Raw genomic sequence first — 18,001 nt, forward strand, 5'->3', positions numbered from 1 at the left:
ATGGTTATTATTATATTTCTATTTTGGGTGTTTTTCTTATTCCATAGTATTCTGATATTACTTCTACCAGTTCTCTTGTTTTAGGATTTTCTAAAAGTTTTTTATAGGCATCTATTTCATCAGTTGTTTTTAAGTATAATCCTTTCTTTTTATAGGCTTGTCCGTCTATTGTTGGCTTTAATTCTACGAATACTCTTTGTACGTTATTGTATTCTGGTGGTTTTACTACATATACTCCTTCTATGCTAGTGTCTAATCGTTGCCATTCTGCGGCTTCTTCTATTGCTCTTACTAAATTTTTCTTTTGTTCATCGTTCATAATTTTGTTTATGTCACTCCACTTATTTGTATTACTAATTATAACTTTATTATTATTTAAGTATTACCTTTTAACAATAAAATTAATACAATTCCATAAAAAATAATAAAAATAAACATCATAGAAAAAAACATGCAAATAAAAAATCAAGACAAAAAACAGGGACTAATAGAAATAATACCAGAAACAATCGACGATTTATGGCATTTATCACACATAGTAGAAGAAAACGATTACGTGTCAACACTAACCACAAGAAGAATACAAGACAATGACAGTGGAAAAACAAGAGCAGACAGAGGAGTAAAAAAAACATTCTACCTAGGAATAAAAGTAGAAAAAATCAGCTTTCACAAATACACAGGAATGCTAAGATTCACAGGAATAATAGAATCAGGACCAGAAGACTTAATACCACTAGGATCACACCACACAATAAACGTACAAACAAACAACAGCATAAAAATAAGAAAACATTGGAACAAATGGTCATTAGACAGACTACAACAAGCAGTAGAAGCATCCAAAAGACCAACAGAGATAATAGTAGCAATAGAAGATAACACAACAGACCTCGGAATAATAAAACAATACGGGATAGAATACATAGGCCCAATAACGGGAGACATCTCCGGAAAAAGAAACATTGCAAAAGACAGACAAGAAAAAATCAACCAATACTACGAAGACATTACAAAAACAATACAACAACACGGAAAAATAAACAAACTAATAATAATCGGACCAGGTTTTACAAAAAATGGTTACTACAACTACCTAGAAGAAAACTACCCAGAATACGCAAAAAAATCCACACTAGAAAGCACAGGATCTGGAGGACACGCAGGAATACAAGAAGTACTAAAAAATGGACTAATAGAATCACTATCAAAAGATGCAAAAATAGCAACCGAAATAACATCAGTCAACAAACTATTAGAACAAATCGGAAAATCTTCAAACCTAGTAACCTATGGATTAAAACAAGTAACTAATGCAACAAACATGGGCGCATCAGAAAAACTTCTAGTACTAGATAATCTTGTCAGACAAAAATCAGTACAACAAGTAATGTCAACAGCAGAAAACATGGGTGGCAAAATAGAAATAATAAGCAGTGAACATGACGCAGGAAAACAATTAGAATCATTAGGTTCAATAGCTTCATTCTTAAGATATCCTATATGAAAACAATTTTATATCTTAAAAATAATAAATTATTATAGAATAATTTAATTAAAAAAAATATTCATAAAATTAATTAAATTTATCAAGAAAAAAGGTGAATATATGGAAATCTATTTAATGTGGATTAGTGCATTTATTCTCACCTTGATTTTAACAATATTATTCACAGTAATATTTACAAAGATTAAAGGAAATTTATTTGAAGATATACGTGGAGGTATTCCTAGAGGAGTAGGTATAGCACCATTTTTAGTAATGCTGCTATTCTTCCCCGCACCCTACAATTATCTAATAGCAATAATAGGTATTACTGCATTCATAGATGATATAATTGGACGTAAAGCTTTAAATTCATACATTGAAGTTGGACAATTTTTCAGAGGAATAGGAATATTAATTGTAATGATACTTGGATACTACATTATGGGTCCAGTAGCAATACTAGTTGCATTAATGGTACAAATACTAAATATTGCAGACATGCAACCTGGAACAGCCTGTATGACCGTAATAATAATGTCAGTAGTATCATTCACAACACTAGCAATATTACACTCACCAGTATATTATATACCAGTACTGCTCTTAGCAATAGCTTTAGGTTATATTTCACAAGACTACTCAGGATATATAATGATGGGAGAAATAGGAAATCATTCTTTTGGAGTTGCATTAGGAATATGTTTAGCAATAGTATCAGCATCCCTAACAAAAGCAGTAGCTCCACAAGCATTTTATCCAGTTGAATTCATAATAATGTTAATCCTCTTCTTAATAACAGCTATAATTATAGCATATCTAAGATCAGAAACATTAAACTATTACATATCCACTTATTTACACATAGAAAACCCTACCTTTGGTGACTATGTGATGGATGTGCTAACTGGTGGAGGATTAGGTGATCTATTAAGAAAATTAATCCTAGGAAATGCTCAAATCAAAACAAATAATTCCTTATTAAAATCCTTAGGTGTAAGAAGATTACTATATAATCCAATAAGATACAAAAAAGCATCAAAACAATCTTTAAGTAGAACTGATATGTCAGATGAATATTAGTCTACAAAACTCTTTTTTTCTTATTATTTTTTTTACTGTTTAAATCAAAACATTTATATATATATTGTATTAAAATTATCATTGTTAATATATAGTTTAGGGAGATAATTAAATGTACGAAGTAGTTTTAGAAAGAGATGATTGCACAATGTGTGGAAATTGTGTTGAATTAGATGAAACATTATTCACATTCGATGATGATGATCGAGCTACAATTGTCGGTTCAGAAAGAGAAGATGATGTAGATGAACTAGAAACAGATGATATAGAAATCTACAAAGAAGCCGCAGACAACTGTACCGGAGAATGTATTGAAGTCTACGACGATGAAGGAAATCCAGCATAATTTCGTTTATTTTTTTAATTTTTTTTTCAAGAAAGTAAAATCTTTCTTAATAACTAATTTTTTTAAATACTATTTTTCAAAGCATTCAAATAATTTTATTAGATATTATTGATATATATAAATTCATTATTAATCTAATAAGATAATCATTTAAGGATGTAATTTAATGAAATTACTAATTTTCGTAACTGGGAGAGGAACTGGTGGGGATGCTGTAACAGCATATAACATCTCAAAAGTATTTGAAGAAAAAGGTATTGAAACAAAAATTGTTCTAGACCCTTCTGCACCAGGATATTATTTTAAAAAACGTAACATTGAATGGATTAAATCATCAATTCCTGCAGCCGGCGGCCACGCATCATCAAAGAAAACATTACTAAAAGCTGCTTTCAAATCTCTTAAAGCAATTTTTTCAGGCGCAAAATTAATAAGAAAAGAAAAAGCAGATGGAGTCCTTGGAGTTATAGGTGGTGGAGCAGTCATAGGCTGTTTATCAGCAAAACTTGCAAGAGTGCCCTCAGTAGGAATTGTAGCAACACCAACTGATACAAAAGTATCATTAAAATTAAATCCAACATTACTATTACCTGAATCATCACAATTCAGAAATGAACACATAATCTCAAAATATGCTGTTCAAAAACAGTATTCTCCTATAAAAGCAGATGTTATAGAAGGTAATAAAAATAATATACTTGATAAATTACCATCACAATTTGATCCACAAAAAAAATCAGTATTGTTCTCTTCAGGTTCAACATTATTTGATGATATGGCAAAAGCAGTAAGACGATATGCTGAAGAAAATGATGATGTGAATATCTTTGTTATAGGAGCACCATTAAAAGAAGAATTAGAACCAATAATAGACCATCCTAATATTATTAACTTGGGTTATATTAATTATATGAAGGATTTGTATGATTTAATAGATCTGGCTGTTATCACAGATGATGGTTTAACATTACATGAAACAATAGCTTGTGAAATACCGGTAGTGGTAGTTCTAGGAGTAAAATATGGCAGATATCATGGATTATCCGAAGTTTTTGAAGGTGCAGTATTAGAAAGTAATGTTGACAACATCTCAGAAAAAGTAAATTATGCACTAGGTAATGAAGATATGAAAAAAGCTACTGCAAATTATTCAAAGGATATTATTAGGGGATCTGATGATTTAGCAAATTTTGTTATTCAACAGATCAAGAAATAATATTTTTCATCCTCTTCTATAATTTTTTAACTAATTTTTTTTATTTAGGGCCCTGTAGAAATCATATGAATAAAGTGTGAAAAGTAATACTTTTAGGGGTCTAGATTATTAGTCCTTCAGAAAGCATTTGTAGGTCTGTTTTAGTAGTGTATCCTTGAATAATGATGAGAGATGCTAATAATACAGTTAATATTGTTGTTTTTTTAACTGATTCTATTGTATATTTATGGAAATGTTTTAAATTCAGTCCTTCTTTTAGGAATTTGAAAAAGTCTTCGATATGACTTCGTACATATTTGATTCTTTTTCTTTGATTATATTTTTACAAAAAGAGTTTGCTAATTTTATGAATTTACTTTTATTTTCCATATCTTTTTTATTTTGTCTAAAATATTCTAGTGGACAGGTTAATGCGTTGTTTAGTTTTTCTATATTGAAATTAGATTTGGTGAGGATTAATGGTTGGATATGGTACTTTTTTAAACCTATTTCATAATTTTCATAACTATAATATCCTCTATCAGCAAGTATTTTATCATTATGGTGTAGTAAATGGTGTTTTTTCATTTGTTCGAGTATTTCTGGGAATATTTGGCTGTCATGTGGTGAACCGGGATGTATTACGAATAAAACAGGCATCATAGTATTGTAATCTAATACAAAAGTTCCTTTAAAGCCTATGTAGAAGCCAATACTTGTTCCATGACCCCATTTTGGATCTTTATTTTCAAGATTTTTCTTGGAAATCTTCTTACTATCAAAATTATAATCAACATCTAAGGGAGTAGCATCAACTAAATAAGTATGTGATTTAACTCTATTATTTCTATTAAGATATCTGAGGATAGTGTTCATGGTTTTTTCTATAATTTCTGCAGGAAAACGTCCAATAAGCTCAGTAACTTGAGAAACTGACAATATGGTTTTAACATTAAAAAAAGATCTAACTTCTGGTTTCCTATTTATCTCATCAATGATGTATGAAACCTTTAAATCAAAAAATTGACTAATAAAAATAACTTTTAATGAAAAATTAAACTTATCTAATGGTTTGATACCATTTGAAGCTATTATCTGTTGAATTCTTCTAGAATCAATAATATTAAATATTTCTTCTAACAAACTAGTATATGGGTTGGAATTATCGAAATTTAAACCTAATAACATTATTTTCACCAATAATATGTTTATTAAAGGTTTTATTTAAATATTTCGATAATTAAAACCTTTAATCAAAATCCAAATAAAAATCAAATGTATTATTTATAAATAAGATTAATTAAATATTCAATAATAAAAAATAAGTGTTTATAGGCAGTAAAAAATAACTATTTTTCTAGACCCCTAAATAGAATATGAAGATTACAAAGAAAACTATCTAAGAAAGAATTTGGCAGCAAAAACTATAATAAAATCAAAAAGAAGATAGCACAAACCTATGAAAAAATACATAACATACTGGACTATCATTTCTATAAGATAGCGCAACGATTAACAGAAGAATACCAAGTAATCTGCATGGAAACACTAAACATCAAAGGTATGCTAAAAAACAGCAGACTATCTAAGAGCATACAGGAAAAATCATGGCACATGTTCACAAAAATAATAGAACAAAAAGAGCATATGAACACGGACGAACACTAATACACATTGACCAATGGTACCCCTCCAGTAAAACATGCAATAACTGCCAATACTATAATGACAAGTTAAAACTCGACAACAGAATATGGACATGTCCACAATGTGGAAACATACATGACAGAGATATAAACGCAGCCAAAAACATACAACGAGAAGGATTAAAAAAAATATAATTATATAAACAAAGTATTTTATATGTGAACCGAGGGTTTCCCGGAGATCGCCTGTACCACTTACTATGCTTAGCGTTGGCGGCAATTAGGCAGGAATCAAATGAAAAATACAATTACTCAATATGAGTGAGAATTGTATTATGATGAAGAAAGGAAAATATTGAAATAAAATATTTCCCTCTGTAATAAAACTATATTTGGGTTATTACTCATATTTCTCTCAATGCAAGGTTTTCTACAGAGCCTTATTTAGAATATCGTTTATAATATTCTGTTAATTTTGAGATTCCATCTGTTGATGGGTGTATTTCGAGGAAATTATCAAATTCGTTGGATTTTACATTATCTTTAATCATTTTTATCATATATGGTAATGCAATATTGGATGAAGGGCTTATTGCAATTATGTTATTGATTTCATTGCTTTGCATATTGATATTTTCTTTTGTGAATCCAGTGTTTCCATCAAGGGTATGCCAGAATGTTCCTGGTCCTGCAGCTCCGGGTAGTTTAACTGTTTTACCGTTTTCATTCACATCAGTACCTAGCAGGTAACTTACATCGTATGGTAGGGTTATTGTCATAGGTATTAACGAATAATCTGGTGTTATGTTTTCTCCCATTATGTTTTTTATTGCAGCCATTCCTTCCATTCTTGAAACTGGTGTGGATAATATTCTTCCTATAACATCTCCTGCAGCATATATGTCTTTGTTTGATGTTTGTAGATGTTCATCTACTATTATGTGTCCGTTTTCATCGAGTTGTACTATGTCTTTCACAAGATCTGAGTTTGGTGTTACACCTGTTGCAAGAAGTACAGTACCCTCAATTTCTCCATAATTTGTAATAACCGATCTATCTGTTATCTCTTTTATTTCTACATTTTCATGTATCATAGTGTTTTTAAGCATTTTGGATACAATATACTCCTCACTTTCATTATCATTTAATACTTTAAGGAAGTGACTTCTGCATAATATGTCTACTTGACTTCCCATATGTGAGAATATGCCAGCATACTCAGCAGCAGTAGAACCACCACCAATAATAACCAACTTTTCAGGAACCTCTTTCAACTTCAAAGTATCCGCATAAGTCAAAGCATTCTCAACACCCTTAATCCTAGGAATCAAAGGAGAAGAACCAGTACAAACCAATAATTTATCATAAGAATACTCATCATCTAAAACACGAACAACCTTATTAACAGCATCAACACTAGCAGTACCCTGAACAAACTCAACACCAGTACCAACAGTCTCATTAGTAATAATCTTCCTAATCTTCTTCTGAGTATCCTTAATACGCTCAGTAACCCTTTCAAAATTAACAGTAGGCATAACATCAAATACGCCTATATCATTAAAATTCTCAGCATCCCTGATATGTTTAGTAACATCACTTAAAGCACATACAACCATACAAGCCTGATTTAAACATTTACCACCAATATACCTATTTTCAATCAACGTAACATCATTACCTTTCTCAGCAGCATACATACTAGCAAACCTACCAGCAGGCCCTGCACCAATAATCACTATTTTCATTTAATATCACATCAAAATTTTTAATAATCTATGAAAATAAGTATATTAAACAAAATTAAAAAAAGTTATGATAAAAAAAAGTAGAATAATTGACTTAAATTTCATTACTATACTTAATAATATTTTCTAATTGTCTAAGAGCATCACCATTTTCTATAGCACGCTTAGAAACTTCAACACCCTCCCGTAAAGTTTTAACTTTATCTGTCACATATAATATGCTGGCAGAATTAATTAAAGCAAGATTCATTCTAGCAATATCCTTATCAGTTTCAGTCACATTATTCAAAATATTCATAATAATCTGTAAATGTTCCTCAGTACTATCAGGAGCTTCAATATCCTCAGCCCTAGAATATTCTAAACCAAAATCTTCAGGAGTAATATATTCAACGCTTATATTTCCCTCATCCAAAAATGCAACCTTAGTCTTACCAATATTTGAAATTTCATCCATAGCAGGATTTCCATCAGCATCGAATCCATGCACAATCATACCACGTTTAACATTCAAATTCTGAGCTACCTTTGCAACAGTCTCAACCAAATCCGGATTATAAACACCAGTCATACGGGCAGTAACATTACTAGGACACGTAATAGGACCTATAAGATTAAAAACAGTTCTGGTATTCAACTCTTTTCTAATCATCATAACATTTTTAGTCGCAGCATGATATTTTGGAGCAAAAATGAAAGCAAAGTTACATTTTTCAATAGAATTAACCACCTGTTCAGGAGTTAATTCGATATTAACACCTAAAGCTTCAAGAGCATCCGCTCCACCAAACTTACTACTAACACTTCTATTTCCATGTTTTGATATTTTAGCACCACAACTACTCGCAATAATAGAAGCAGTAGTACTGACATTAAAAGTTTTAAGTGTGTCTCCACCAGTACCACAACTTTCAGCTAAATAATCTTCAGGAATATAATCAATCTGTATAGCATGATCTTTCATACTTTGAACTAATCCCGTGATTTCATCAATCGTTTCACCCTTCATACGCAATGCTATTAAAAATGATGAAATTACAGTATCAGGATACTCTCCACTAATTAAATCATTCATACATTCATAAGCTTCTTCACGAGTCAAATCTCTTTTATTATCTAAAATATCCTCAAAAACTTCCCGTATCATTCTAATTACCTCTTGTTGCTTCTTTCATTTTCTTCATATAATCTGATATTTCCCTAATCATAACAGTTTCATTATCTAAATATTCTTCAATAATATTAATCAATGCACTACCAACAATAGCTCCATCAGCACCAGCATCCAATACTTTATGCACATGTTCTGGCTCTGATATACCAAAACCTACACAAAGGGGGATACGGGTATGTTCCCTAATTCTCTTAATTAATTCAGTAGTATTATGTTCAACTTCTTTCCTAGCACCTGTAGTACCCATCACTGAAGCTATATAAATAAATCCTCCAACAATTTTAGTTATTTCTTTAAGCCTATCATTACTTGTTGCTTGAGAAACTATGAAAATTTGTTCCAAACCATTAGTATTCGCTGCATTTATCGCATCTTCTGCTTCTTCTGGAGGAAGATCAGCTATGAGCACAGCATTCACACCCACTTCACTTAGTTTTCTATAAAAATCATTAATTCCATATTTATAAACTAAATTATAATATAATAATAATCCGAAAGGTTTATCCGTGTATTCTCTTAATTCCTTTAAGAACTTAAAACATTTTTCAACAGTCATTCCACCTTTAAAAGCTCTTAAATCAGCATTTTGAACACTAGGTCCATCAGCCACAGGATCCGAAAATGGAAAACCAATTTCCAATGCATCTGCACCATTATCAACTAAAGTTTTAGCTATTCGGAGTGAAGTATCATAGTTAGGATCACCAGCAACAATAAAAGGAATAAACACTCCCTCATTTTCCTGTATAGTTTTATTAAAAATTGTATCATAACTTTGTTTGTTCATATTTCCACCCCTAACTCTTTAGCAACAGTAAACATATCCTTATCTCCTCTACCAGATAAGTTAACAATTATTGTTTTTCCTTTATTCTCTTCCATTTTAGCATATTTAACCGCATAAGCCAGAGCATGTGAACTTTCCAGTGCAGGTATAATTCCTTCAGTTTCACAAAGCAATTGTAAAGCATCTAATGCTTCCGAATTATTAATTGGCACATACTGTGCTCTGTTAATACTATGTAAGTATGCATGTTCCGGGCCTACACCAGGATAATCTAATCCGGCCGATACACTGCTTGTTTCACTAATTTGACCATCATCATTTTGTAAAACTAGTGATAAAGAGCCATGAAGAATTCCTTCCGTTCCATTAGTTATTGTAGCACCATGTTTTAAAGTGTCAGTTCCTTCTCCACCAGCCTCTACACCAATAAGATCCACATCTTCATCATCAACAAATCCACTGAAAATTCCCATGGCATTACTTCCACCACCAACACAAGCAATTACTGTGTCAGGTAATTTTCCTTCAAGCTCAAGTATCTGTTCACGAGCTTCTTTTCCTATAACACTTTGGAAGTATTTAACCATTGTTGGATATGGATGAGGACCCATTGTTGTACCAATAAGATAATGTGTCGTTTCTAAATTTGAAATCCAGTACCTGAATGCCTCGTTAATTGAATCTTTAAGGGTTTTTGATCCCATATCAACAGGTATTACTTCTGCACCTGATAATTCCATACGAAATACATTAAGTTTTTGTCTTTCAACATCTGTAGATCCCATGAAAACTTTAACTTTCATCCCTAATTTGGCTCCAATAACTGCTGTTGCTATTCCATGTTGACCGGCACCAGTTTCAGCGATAAGTTCTGTTTTTCCCATATACTTTGCTAATAAACCTTGTCCTATTGCATTGTTTATTTTATGTGCACCAGTATGTAACATGTCTTCTCTTTTAAGATATATTTTACAACCCAATTTATCAGATAGGTTTTCTGCATAATATAATCCACTTGGTCTACCTGCAAATTCTTTAAGATAAAATTCAAGTTCTTCCAGGAATTTTTCATCATCCTTAAACTTATAGAATGCATCTTCTAATTCTTCTATTGCTGGAATAAGTAATTCTGGTATGAATATTCCACCATATTTTCCAAATTTTCCATCATATTTCATATTATCACGTTTCATTAACTAATTTTACTATTTTTTTTATTTTTTGGATATTTTTTCGTCCGGGTGTATTTTCTACTCCGCTATTTAAATCTATTCGGTTAAAGTAGTGTAATTTGTCTTGAATACTTTCCAAGTACTCGAGATTTAATCCACCTGCTAAAGTAACTTCAGTATTTCCGTTTTCTTTTTTAATTATTTGACTTGCTTTTATCGCAGTTTCTATTGGAATCTGTGTATTTGTTCCTCCAGTAAGTCCTCCTTTAATATAATCGAGTAAGATGTTATCAGAGTATAATGCATATTTCTTCAATTCCATCATTTTATTTGCATTTAAAGTATTTTGTAGTCCTATAACTTTTGTTGTATTAACGTATCTCATATTGTATTGATTTAACCATTTTATATACCGAATATCAAAATTATTTAGTGAATGTAATTGTATGTTGGATATTTGTGTATTACTTATACTAGTTATAACTTCATAAGCATTTTTGGGTTCTAATACGAGTGTTGATAATCCTTTATCATTAATATGCTTTTGAAGATTATTTATTTCATCTATTGTAATGTATCTTTTTGATCTTCTGATATTTATAAAACCTATGTGGTCAATATTTAATTTTGCTAACTTATTTGTTTCTTTTATATTGGTCATTCCACATACTTTTATTTTAATGGTCATAATTGTATTCTCCTTTATTTTTGTAGAGCTTTACTTAATTGTGTTATGTATTGTGTAATTTCTTCATCATTTTTTCCTTTTAATATACTTGTTCCCACTAGTATTGCATCTGCTCCGTAACTTTTTAATTGCATAGCATCATTAACATTTTGCACCCCACTTTCAGAGATTAAATAATTTGGGACGTATTGTTTTAGTTTTCTGGTAGTTTCTAGGTCTATGCTGAGTGTGGATAAGTTTCTATTATTTATTCCAATAATTTTTGGATTTAATTCTTCTGTTTCTTCAATGTCTTTTTTTGAATGGCATTCTACAATTGCATCTAAACCAAGATCTTCTGTTATACTTAAGTATTCCTCTATGTTCGGACATATTCCTGTTATTAGGAGTATGCAACTTGCATTGTTTAGTGCTGCTTCATATATCATGTATTCATCAATTACGAAGTCTTTTCGTAGTAATGGTTTATCTGTTAGTTGTTCTGCTTTTCTGAAATTGTTTAGGCTACTTTTAAAGTATGATTCTTCTGTTAGGATGGATATCATATCTACGGGGTTTGAATCATATAATGGTATAACTTCTTCTGGTTTTAGGGTGCTGATATTTCCTTGTGATGGACTTGCTGGTTTGTATTCTGCTACTAGTTTTGTTGATGTTTTATCTTTTAGCTTTTCTTGAAATCTGAATTTGTTGTCTGTGGTTGAAGTATGGTCTTCTGCTTCTTTTTTCATCTCTGTTAGTGTTTTTTTATTTTTTTGTTGAGATAGTATTTTTCTTTTGTTCATCAGTATTTTTTCAATTATGTTCATGTTACCAAATCAACCTTGTAATTCTAAGAAATTTTTTATTATTGTTTCACCATATGAACTTCCTATTGATTCTGGATGGAATTGTAATCCATAAGTAGGATATTTTTTATGTTCAATTGACATGATTATGTTATCTTTGGTTTTACTGGTAACTTTAATATCATTTGGTATGTATGTGCTGTCACAAATTAATGAATGGTAACGTATTATTTCAAATTCCTCTGGAACATCATGAAATATGTCTGATTTCGTATGGATTATTGTGTCTTTTTTACCATGTACTGGTAAATGGTTAATAATTTTTCCACCATATTCAATGAAAATACCTTGATGACCAAGACAAACACCCAGTATTGGAATATTTTTAAATTCTTCTATTACATCTCCACATACTCCAAAGTCTCGTTTAATGTTAGGATTTCCTGGGCCTGGTGATATGATGATATGGGATGGTTTAAGTGTTCTGATTTCTGCAATTGTAATTTCATCGTTTCTTTTTACAATGATATCTTCTGTGAATTTGCTTACTAACTGATATAAATTGTATGTGAATGAATCATAATTATCAATAATCAGTATCATTGAGACACCTCTACGCCTGATTCTTTTAATGCTTGTACTATTGCTTGTCTTTTCCTTTTACATTCTTCATATTCTGATGTTGGTATTGAATCGTATACTATGCCTGCACCTGCTTGTATTTCTGCTCTTTGGCCATATGTTGTTAATGTTCTTATTGTTATTGCAAAGTCTGCATTTCCATTTAATGAGAAGTATCCTACAGCTCCTCCGTAGGGTCCTCTTGCATATTTTTCTTTTTGATTTATTATTTCCATTGCTCTTATTTTTGGAGCACCACTTAAAGTGCCTGCGGGGAATAATGATATGAAAGCATCTATGGCATCTAAGTTTTCTGCTATTTCTCCGGTCACATGGCTTACAATATGTTGTACGTGGGAAAATTTTTTTATATCATAGAATTCTTCTACTTTCACAGAATCTTTTCTGCTTATTTTTCCTATATCATTTCTTGCAAGATCGACTAACATTAAATGTTCTGCTAATTCTTTTTCATCATTGAGTAGTGATTCTTCTAATTCTTGATCTTCTTTTTCATTTTTTCCTCTTGGTCTTGTCCCTGCTATTGGGTAAGATTCAACTATGCCTTTTTCTAGTCTCATTAACATTTCGGGGCTGGATCCGATTATTTCTCTTTCTCCTAGTTTTATATGGTACATGTATGGTGAAGGATTTATTTCTCTTAAATGTTCATATAATGGCAGTTTACTTCCCTTTAACACGATATTTTCTGCATTGGATATTACTGATTGAAATATTTCTCCTTCTGTAATTAAGTTTTTAGTTTCTACTACTTTTTCTTCGTATTCGTTCTGATTCAGGTCTTCGTCTAGTATTTTATATTCTAGTATGCCGTTGCTGTGTTCTTGGTTATATATTCTGTATATTAGTTCTCGTCTGTCTTCGTTTAGTGTTGTGTATTCACATTTGTTGTTGATGTTGTCATATACTATGCAGTCTAGGAATAGTCCGAATTCGAAGTCTGGGTATATGCTGTTGTGTGTTGGTATTTGTTCGAAGTATTTTATTGATTCGTATGATACGTATCCTAGTAGTCCGCCTCTGAATCCTTCTTCTTTGTATTCGTTATTTATTAATTCTTTTAAATCTAATAATGGATTTTCTGATTCGTATTTTATTGTATTTGTGTCTGTTGTTATTGTTACTTTGTTGTTATGTGCTGTTATTTTTGCTACTGGGTTGAATCCTATTATTGAGTATCTTGCTAGTCCATTGTCTGATTCCATGGATTCTAGTAGGAATGTGTCCTTGTAGTTGTAGTATAGGTTTTTAAATAGTTTGAATGGGTTGTTTATTTTAATGTTCATTGTTTTTGGTTTTTTAATTAGTTTTTTGATTTTGCCAAAAATATTCACCTTTGTTCATTTTTTTTTCCACCTTTTGGTTTTCTATTATAAAGTTACATCAATGTTATATTTAAAGCTTTGTTGTATAAATTTATACATTAAATATATAAGTTATACAACACATAATAATAATTAACAAAAAAGAGGAAAAAAGAACATGTGGAAAACAACACTAGAAAAATTCAACAAATACCCATCACAACAAAAAGTAATCAAAAAAATGTTACAATTAGGATTAAGAGTAGGAGAAGATAAAAAAATATACTGTAATGATGTAGAGATAAACATATCATCATTAGCAAAATCAATAGAAACCGACAGAAGAGTAGTAGTATCCACAGTAAACAACATATTAAAAAACAAAAATTTAAAAAAACTATTCACAAACATACAATCAGCAGGACCAGTACTATCAAACATATCAGAAGAATTAGGACTAGGAGTAATAGAAATAGAAGGAGACGGACAACAAATAGGAATATTAAACAAAATCACAGAAATGCTAGCCAACCAACAAATAAGCATAAGACAAGTATATGCAACAGATCCCGAATTATCAAGCAGACCCCATGTAACAATCATCACCAATAAACAAGTAGATGGAACAATAATACCTCTGTTACTAAATATTAACGGCGTCTCTAAAGTCTCAATGTATTAACAAAGTAATAAAAAAGATTAAAATCGTCATCATTTCTCAATCTTAGATTACATATAAATAGTAATAATAATATAACATTAAATAATTAAATTGATAAAATAAAAAAAAATTATATTATGTTAATTATTTATTATTAGGAGGATAAGGTATATGTGTATAGCAGCACCTGCAAAAATATTAGAAATAAATAACAATGTAGCTACTTGTGATTTTGGTGGGGTAAAACAAGAAGCAAAATTAGACTTAGTTGAAGCTGACATAGGAAGTTACGTACTCATACACTCAGGATACGCAATAGAAGTACTAACAGAAGAAGCAGCAAAAGAATCAATAGACACTTGGAATGATTTACTACAAGAATTAGAAGATGAATAAGTAAATCATCTTATTTTTACTCTTTATTATAATTACTACTTTTTATTATCATTTACATTATTAAATTCAATAAAACAAGTTTTAAAACTATTTTTAAATATTAAGATTAAATAAAAAAAATTGCTCTTTAAAATTAGTTAAATGTTAAATTAAATGGGCACGCTGGGATTCGAACCCAGGACCTCACGGTTATCAGCCGTGCGCGCTAACCAAGCTGAGCCACGCGCCCTAATATAAAAATAATGTAATGTTCCTTACTATGCAAGCAACTATTACTATATTGTATTGTCTTAATATATATACTTAATGGTTTATAGTACACATAAAAAAATTTTATAAAATAGATTAAAATATCTATTCTTCTTTATTAATCATTTCATTAATGGTATCAGCCATCATATGATCAATAACAGTAATTTCAGCTAAATCAATTTCATCTAATTTTTCAACTTCTAATTTAGCAGCCATAGCAATATTTGCAACACTCATACAACCAGGATTAGTAGGTTTAATGGTAATTTTTGCATTTTTATCTTCAACTTCAACATTTTGTACTAGTCCCATATCAACTATACTAATACCCATATGAGGATCTGCAATACGTGCTAATTTATCATTAATTTGTTGTTTAATTTCTGCTTCTGCCATTTATATCTCTCCATTAATATATATTATATATATTATCTGCATCATTAAATATACTTTTTGTAACAAAACTATTTAAGTTGGTGTCTAATTTTAACCCCAACACCTTTATCTGCTTTAACTAATTCATCACCATTCATCATAGATTTACCTACACCCACAACAACATCATCCTTAATAACAACAACTTCATCATTAGGAATAATATTTGAATCAGCATCCTCAATACCGGGTGTAAACAACGTGTTTGATTGTAAATCAAAATTGATAAATACTCTATTAATTTTTTCTTCCCTAAGAATTTCACCAGCAGGTAAATTTAAAGTATAAAGACCAGTTTCAAAATGTAATGTAGCATATTGAACTTTATCAGACAATATCATAGTATTAAACCGGCCCCTAGTCTGAACATTATCTGGAATAAGTTTATCAGCTTTTTTAGTATTAAACTGATATCTTGCAACAGACCTTAAATCATGAACCTTATGTTTACTACTGCTAACTTTATCAGCCTTTTTAACTTCATCTTGTAAATTATTCAAAGATTCCTGAGAACGAGTATTATCATCTTCACAAGTATAAACAACATTATCCAGAACTTCTTCACAAGCTTTCTTATAACCACCAGATACATGTGCAATAACTTTACGATCACCAACATAATCCTTCAAACATTTACCTGCCATCCTAATTTCTTCATCTGACCAGTCACCAGTAGTTGAAGCATCATAAGATTGAATAGGATATGTTTTCTCCATTTCTCTAGGACAAATACCAAATGGGGATGTCAAAATAACTTCCTGCAACCCTTTTGTATACTTCTTAAAAAGTAAATGAGACTTTGACTGAGAATAGGGTTTCTTCATACTGCATGGTAAGACAACAACAGTATCTGTATAAGGTTCAAGAAGGGACATTCGTTCCCTCCATCTTAAAACTTCAGGCCTGTTTAAAGATAATTCTGATATACAAGGAATTCTACTATTTTTCATCATTATTCTTCCAAAAAAATAAGTTAAAAAAATGGGGGTGATTATTAGAAGAGTTTACCTAATTTTAGTAATGCTTTAGGTGAAACTTTTATAAGCATTTTAATTAAAGTTTTAGGACTAATCTCGTCAATATCAACTTTAACGAATTCATGAGCTATTTTATCTAATTCTTCATCACTAAGGGATAATAAATATTCTTTAGCTTTTTTATATTTATTATAATTTTTACCAATGTGTTCATCAGTAAGTTTTTCATATTCTTTAAGATTCTTTTTACTGTAATCTTTGTCAGAAATTGCTTGAGCTGCAACAATACCTGCATATGCTCCTGATTCTAATGCACTGTTTATTCCACCACCAGTTAATGGGTTTACAAATCCTGCAGCATCTCCAACAACTAATATGTTGTCACCATAACGTTCTTTGATTACTCCACCAACAGGGTCTCCACCAACATTTATTTCAACAGGCTGTGCGTGCTGTGTTTCCGGACAATTTTTAATAAATTCATCTAAATGTTCAATTGCAGTTTTATCAGTATGAGTTTTTAAAACACCAATTCCTACATTTGCAATATCTTCTCCTTTAGGGAAAATCCAGGTATATCCTCCTGGTGCTACACTTCCAAAGTATAACTGGATAACATTATTGTTTTCCATTTCAAGCCCGGCCATTTCATATTGTACACATGATTCCATGTTATCAAATTTAGTATTACAGTCAAGACCTGCCCATCTGCCTATACGTGAACCTGGTCCGTCAGCAGCTATAACTATATGTGCAAATATTTCTATTTCTTCACCCATATGTTCAGCAGTTACAACAATTCCATCATCTACTCTTTTAAGACCTGTGGCACGTGTTTTAATCATTATTTTTGCACCTGCACGTGCTGCATCCATAGCCATGTGTTTATCGAATACTTTTCTTTCCAGTATGTATCCAGATTCTGGTAATTCTATTGTATCTTCACTTAACCATACACTTGTCTGGTCTGGTGATACTAATCTCACTCCATTTGATTTTCTTGCAATCCATCTTGGGTCTGGTTGAATTCCAAGGTCTATTAATCCTTGTTTGGATACTCCTTCAGCACATCTTTTTGGTGAACCTATCTCTGATTTTAAGTCAATTAGTATTACATCAGCACCATTTTTACTAGCTTCTCTAGCAGCTAATGATCCGGAAGGTCCTGCTCCCACTACTAAAATATCAGTTTTATATTCCATCATATCACCTTAATATCTT

General features: G+C 30.8%; 20 protein-coding genes, 1 tRNA gene and 1 pseudogene. 8 read left to right on the top strand and 14 right to left on the bottom strand.

Going from position 1 to position 18,001, the window contains the following annotated elements; genetic code table 11:
* Nucleotides 1–10: 10 nt before the first annotated feature.
* The gene (locus PXD04_RS21225; protein WP_323736801.1) at nucleotides 11–319 is read right to left on the bottom strand and encodes a hypothetical protein; all 309 of its coding nucleotides are present in this window, start codon (nucleotides 317–319) and stop codon (nucleotides 11–13) included.
* A 132-nt stretch (nucleotides 320–451) separates the two neighbouring features.
* Between PXD04_RS21225 and PXD04_RS21230 the strand changes: the two genes are divergently transcribed.
* The 4 genes from PXD04_RS21230 (at nucleotide 452) to PXD04_RS21245 (ending at nucleotide 4,131) form a co-directional block, all read left to right on the top strand.
* The gene (locus PXD04_RS21230; protein WP_323736802.1) at nucleotides 452–1,507 is read left to right on the top strand and encodes an mRNA surveillance protein pelota; all 1,056 of its coding nucleotides are present in this window, start codon (nucleotides 452–454) and stop codon (nucleotides 1,505–1,507) included.
* Between the two features lie 102 nt (nucleotides 1,508–1,609).
* Complete coding sequence (locus PXD04_RS21235) at nucleotides 1,610–2,569, top strand: cell wall biosynthesis protein (RefSeq protein ID WP_323736803.1); 960 nt, start codon at nucleotides 1,610–1,612, stop codon at nucleotides 2,567–2,569.
* 112 nt (nucleotides 2,570–2,681) lie between these two features.
* Nucleotides 2,682–2,915 carry a ferredoxin gene (locus tag PXD04_RS21240; RefSeq protein ID WP_323736804.1) on the top strand — a complete coding sequence of 78 codons (234 nt, stop codon included), beginning with the start codon at nucleotides 2,682–2,684 and terminating at the stop codon, nucleotides 2,913–2,915.
* Between the two features lie 166 nt (nucleotides 2,916–3,081).
* On the top strand, nucleotides 3,082–4,131 hold the full coding sequence (locus PXD04_RS21245) for a glycosyltransferase (protein WP_323736805.1): 1,050 nt from the start codon (nucleotides 3,082–3,084) through the stop codon (nucleotides 4,129–4,131).
* A 255-nt stretch (nucleotides 4,132–4,386) separates the two neighbouring features.
* Here the strand turns inward: PXD04_RS21245 and PXD04_RS21250 are convergent, their stop codons facing one another.
* The gene (locus PXD04_RS21250) at nucleotides 4,387–5,298 is read right to left on the bottom strand and encodes a transposase (RefSeq protein ID WP_323736806.1); all 912 of its coding nucleotides are present in this window, start codon (nucleotides 5,296–5,298) and stop codon (nucleotides 4,387–4,389) included.
* Between the two features lie 204 nt (nucleotides 5,299–5,502).
* Between PXD04_RS21250 and PXD04_RS23475 the strand changes: the two are divergent.
* Together PXD04_RS23475 and PXD04_RS21260 are read left to right on the top strand one after the other, a co-directional pair.
* Nucleotides 5,503–5,778, top strand: a pseudogene (locus PXD04_RS23475) (transposase); the annotation flags it as partial.
* Nucleotides 5,718–5,951, top strand: coding sequence for a zinc ribbon domain-containing protein (locus PXD04_RS21260; RefSeq protein ID WP_323736807.1), 234 nt, complete (start codon nucleotides 5,718–5,720; stop codon nucleotides 5,949–5,951). The pseudogene PXD04_RS23475 and the gene PXD04_RS21260, both read left to right, overlap by 61 nt.
* Before the next feature lie 245 nt (nucleotides 5,952–6,196).
* On the opposite strand, the gene PXD04_RS21265 is transcribed toward PXD04_RS21260, so the two are convergent.
* The 8 genes from PXD04_RS21265 to PXD04_RS21300 all read right to left on the bottom strand — a co-directional run bounded on the left by PXD04_RS21265 (nucleotide 6,197) and on the right by PXD04_RS21300 (nucleotide 14,089).
* A complete protein-coding gene (locus tag PXD04_RS21265) occupies nucleotides 6,197–7,504 on the bottom strand; it encodes an NAD(P)/FAD-dependent oxidoreductase (RefSeq protein ID WP_323736808.1) in 1,308 nt (435 codons plus the stop codon).
* Between the two features lie 94 nt (nucleotides 7,505–7,598).
* Nucleotides 7,599–8,651 carry an anthranilate phosphoribosyltransferase gene (gene trpD, locus PXD04_RS21270; protein WP_323736809.1) on the bottom strand — a complete coding sequence of 351 codons (1,053 nt, stop codon included), beginning with the start codon at nucleotides 8,649–8,651 and terminating at the stop codon, nucleotides 7,599–7,601.
* Between the two features lies 1 nt (nucleotide 8,652).
* Nucleotides 8,653–9,465 carry a tryptophan synthase subunit alpha gene (gene trpA / locus PXD04_RS21275; RefSeq protein WP_323736810.1) on the bottom strand — a complete coding sequence of 271 codons (813 nt, stop codon included), beginning with the start codon at nucleotides 9,463–9,465 and terminating at the stop codon, nucleotides 8,653–8,655.
* Nucleotides 9,462–10,643 carry a tryptophan synthase subunit beta gene (gene trpB, locus PXD04_RS21280; RefSeq protein ID WP_323736811.1) on the bottom strand — a complete coding sequence of 394 codons (1,182 nt, stop codon included), beginning with the start codon at nucleotides 10,641–10,643 and terminating at the stop codon, nucleotides 9,462–9,464. The genes trpA and trpB overlap by 4 nt, the downstream gene beginning before the upstream one ends.
* A 4-nt stretch (nucleotides 10,644–10,647) precedes the next feature.
* Nucleotides 10,648–11,325, bottom strand: a complete 678-nt coding sequence (locus PXD04_RS21285; protein WP_323736812.1) for a phosphoribosylanthranilate isomerase — start codon at nucleotides 11,323–11,325, stop codon at nucleotides 10,648–10,650.
* Nucleotides 11,326–11,339: 14 nt separating this feature from the next.
* Entirely contained in the window at nucleotides 11,340–12,134 is a 795-nt protein-coding gene (locus PXD04_RS21290; protein ID WP_323736813.1) for an indole-3-glycerol-phosphate synthase, read from the bottom strand.
* A gap of 9 nt (nucleotides 12,135–12,143) precedes the next feature.
* On the bottom strand, nucleotides 12,144–12,716 hold the full coding sequence (locus PXD04_RS21295) for an aminodeoxychorismate/anthranilate synthase component II (RefSeq protein ID WP_323736814.1): 573 nt from the start codon (nucleotides 12,714–12,716) through the stop codon (nucleotides 12,144–12,146).
* Complete coding sequence (locus PXD04_RS21300; protein ID WP_323736815.1) at nucleotides 12,713–14,089, bottom strand: anthranilate synthase component I family protein; 1,377 nt, start codon at nucleotides 14,087–14,089, stop codon at nucleotides 12,713–12,715. The genes PXD04_RS21295 and PXD04_RS21300 overlap by 4 nt, the downstream gene beginning before the upstream one ends.
* 148 nt (nucleotides 14,090–14,237) lie before the next feature.
* Between PXD04_RS21300 and PXD04_RS21305 the strand changes: the two genes are divergently transcribed.
* Nucleotides 14,238–14,741 carry an amino acid-binding protein gene (locus PXD04_RS21305; protein WP_323736816.1) on the top strand — a complete coding sequence of 168 codons (504 nt, stop codon included), beginning with the start codon at nucleotides 14,238–14,240 and terminating at the stop codon, nucleotides 14,739–14,741.
* A 150-nt stretch (nucleotides 14,742–14,891) separates the two neighbouring features.
* A complete protein-coding gene (locus PXD04_RS21310; protein WP_323736817.1) occupies nucleotides 14,892–15,116 on the top strand; it encodes a HypC/HybG/HupF family hydrogenase formation chaperone in 225 nt (74 codons plus the stop codon).
* Nucleotides 15,117–15,270: 154 nt separating this feature from the next.
* On the opposite strand, the gene PXD04_RS21315 is transcribed toward PXD04_RS21310, so the two are convergent.
* The 4 genes from PXD04_RS21315 to PXD04_RS21330 form a co-directional block, all read right to left on the bottom strand.
* Nucleotides 15,271–15,345 (bottom strand) — tRNA-Ile (locus PXD04_RS21315).
* A gap of 125 nt (nucleotides 15,346–15,470) precedes the next feature.
* On the bottom strand, nucleotides 15,471–15,764 hold the full coding sequence (locus tag PXD04_RS21320; RefSeq protein ID WP_323736818.1) for a metal-sulfur cluster assembly factor: 294 nt from the start codon (nucleotides 15,762–15,764) through the stop codon (nucleotides 15,471–15,473).
* Between the two features lie 68 nt (nucleotides 15,765–15,832).
* Complete coding sequence (locus PXD04_RS21325; protein WP_323737496.1) at nucleotides 15,833–16,753, bottom strand: DUF5591 domain-containing protein; 921 nt, start codon at nucleotides 16,751–16,753, stop codon at nucleotides 15,833–15,835.
* 44 nt (nucleotides 16,754–16,797) lie between these two features.
* Complete coding sequence (locus PXD04_RS21330) at nucleotides 16,798–17,985, bottom strand: NAD(P)/FAD-dependent oxidoreductase (protein ID WP_323736819.1); 1,188 nt, start codon at nucleotides 17,983–17,985, stop codon at nucleotides 16,798–16,800.
* Nucleotides 17,986–18,001: the final 16 nt, after the last annotated feature.

The organism is Methanosphaera sp. ISO3-F5, from assembly GCF_034480035.2.
Classification (GTDB): domain Archaea; phylum Methanobacteriota; class Methanobacteria; order Methanobacteriales; family Methanobacteriaceae; genus Methanosphaera.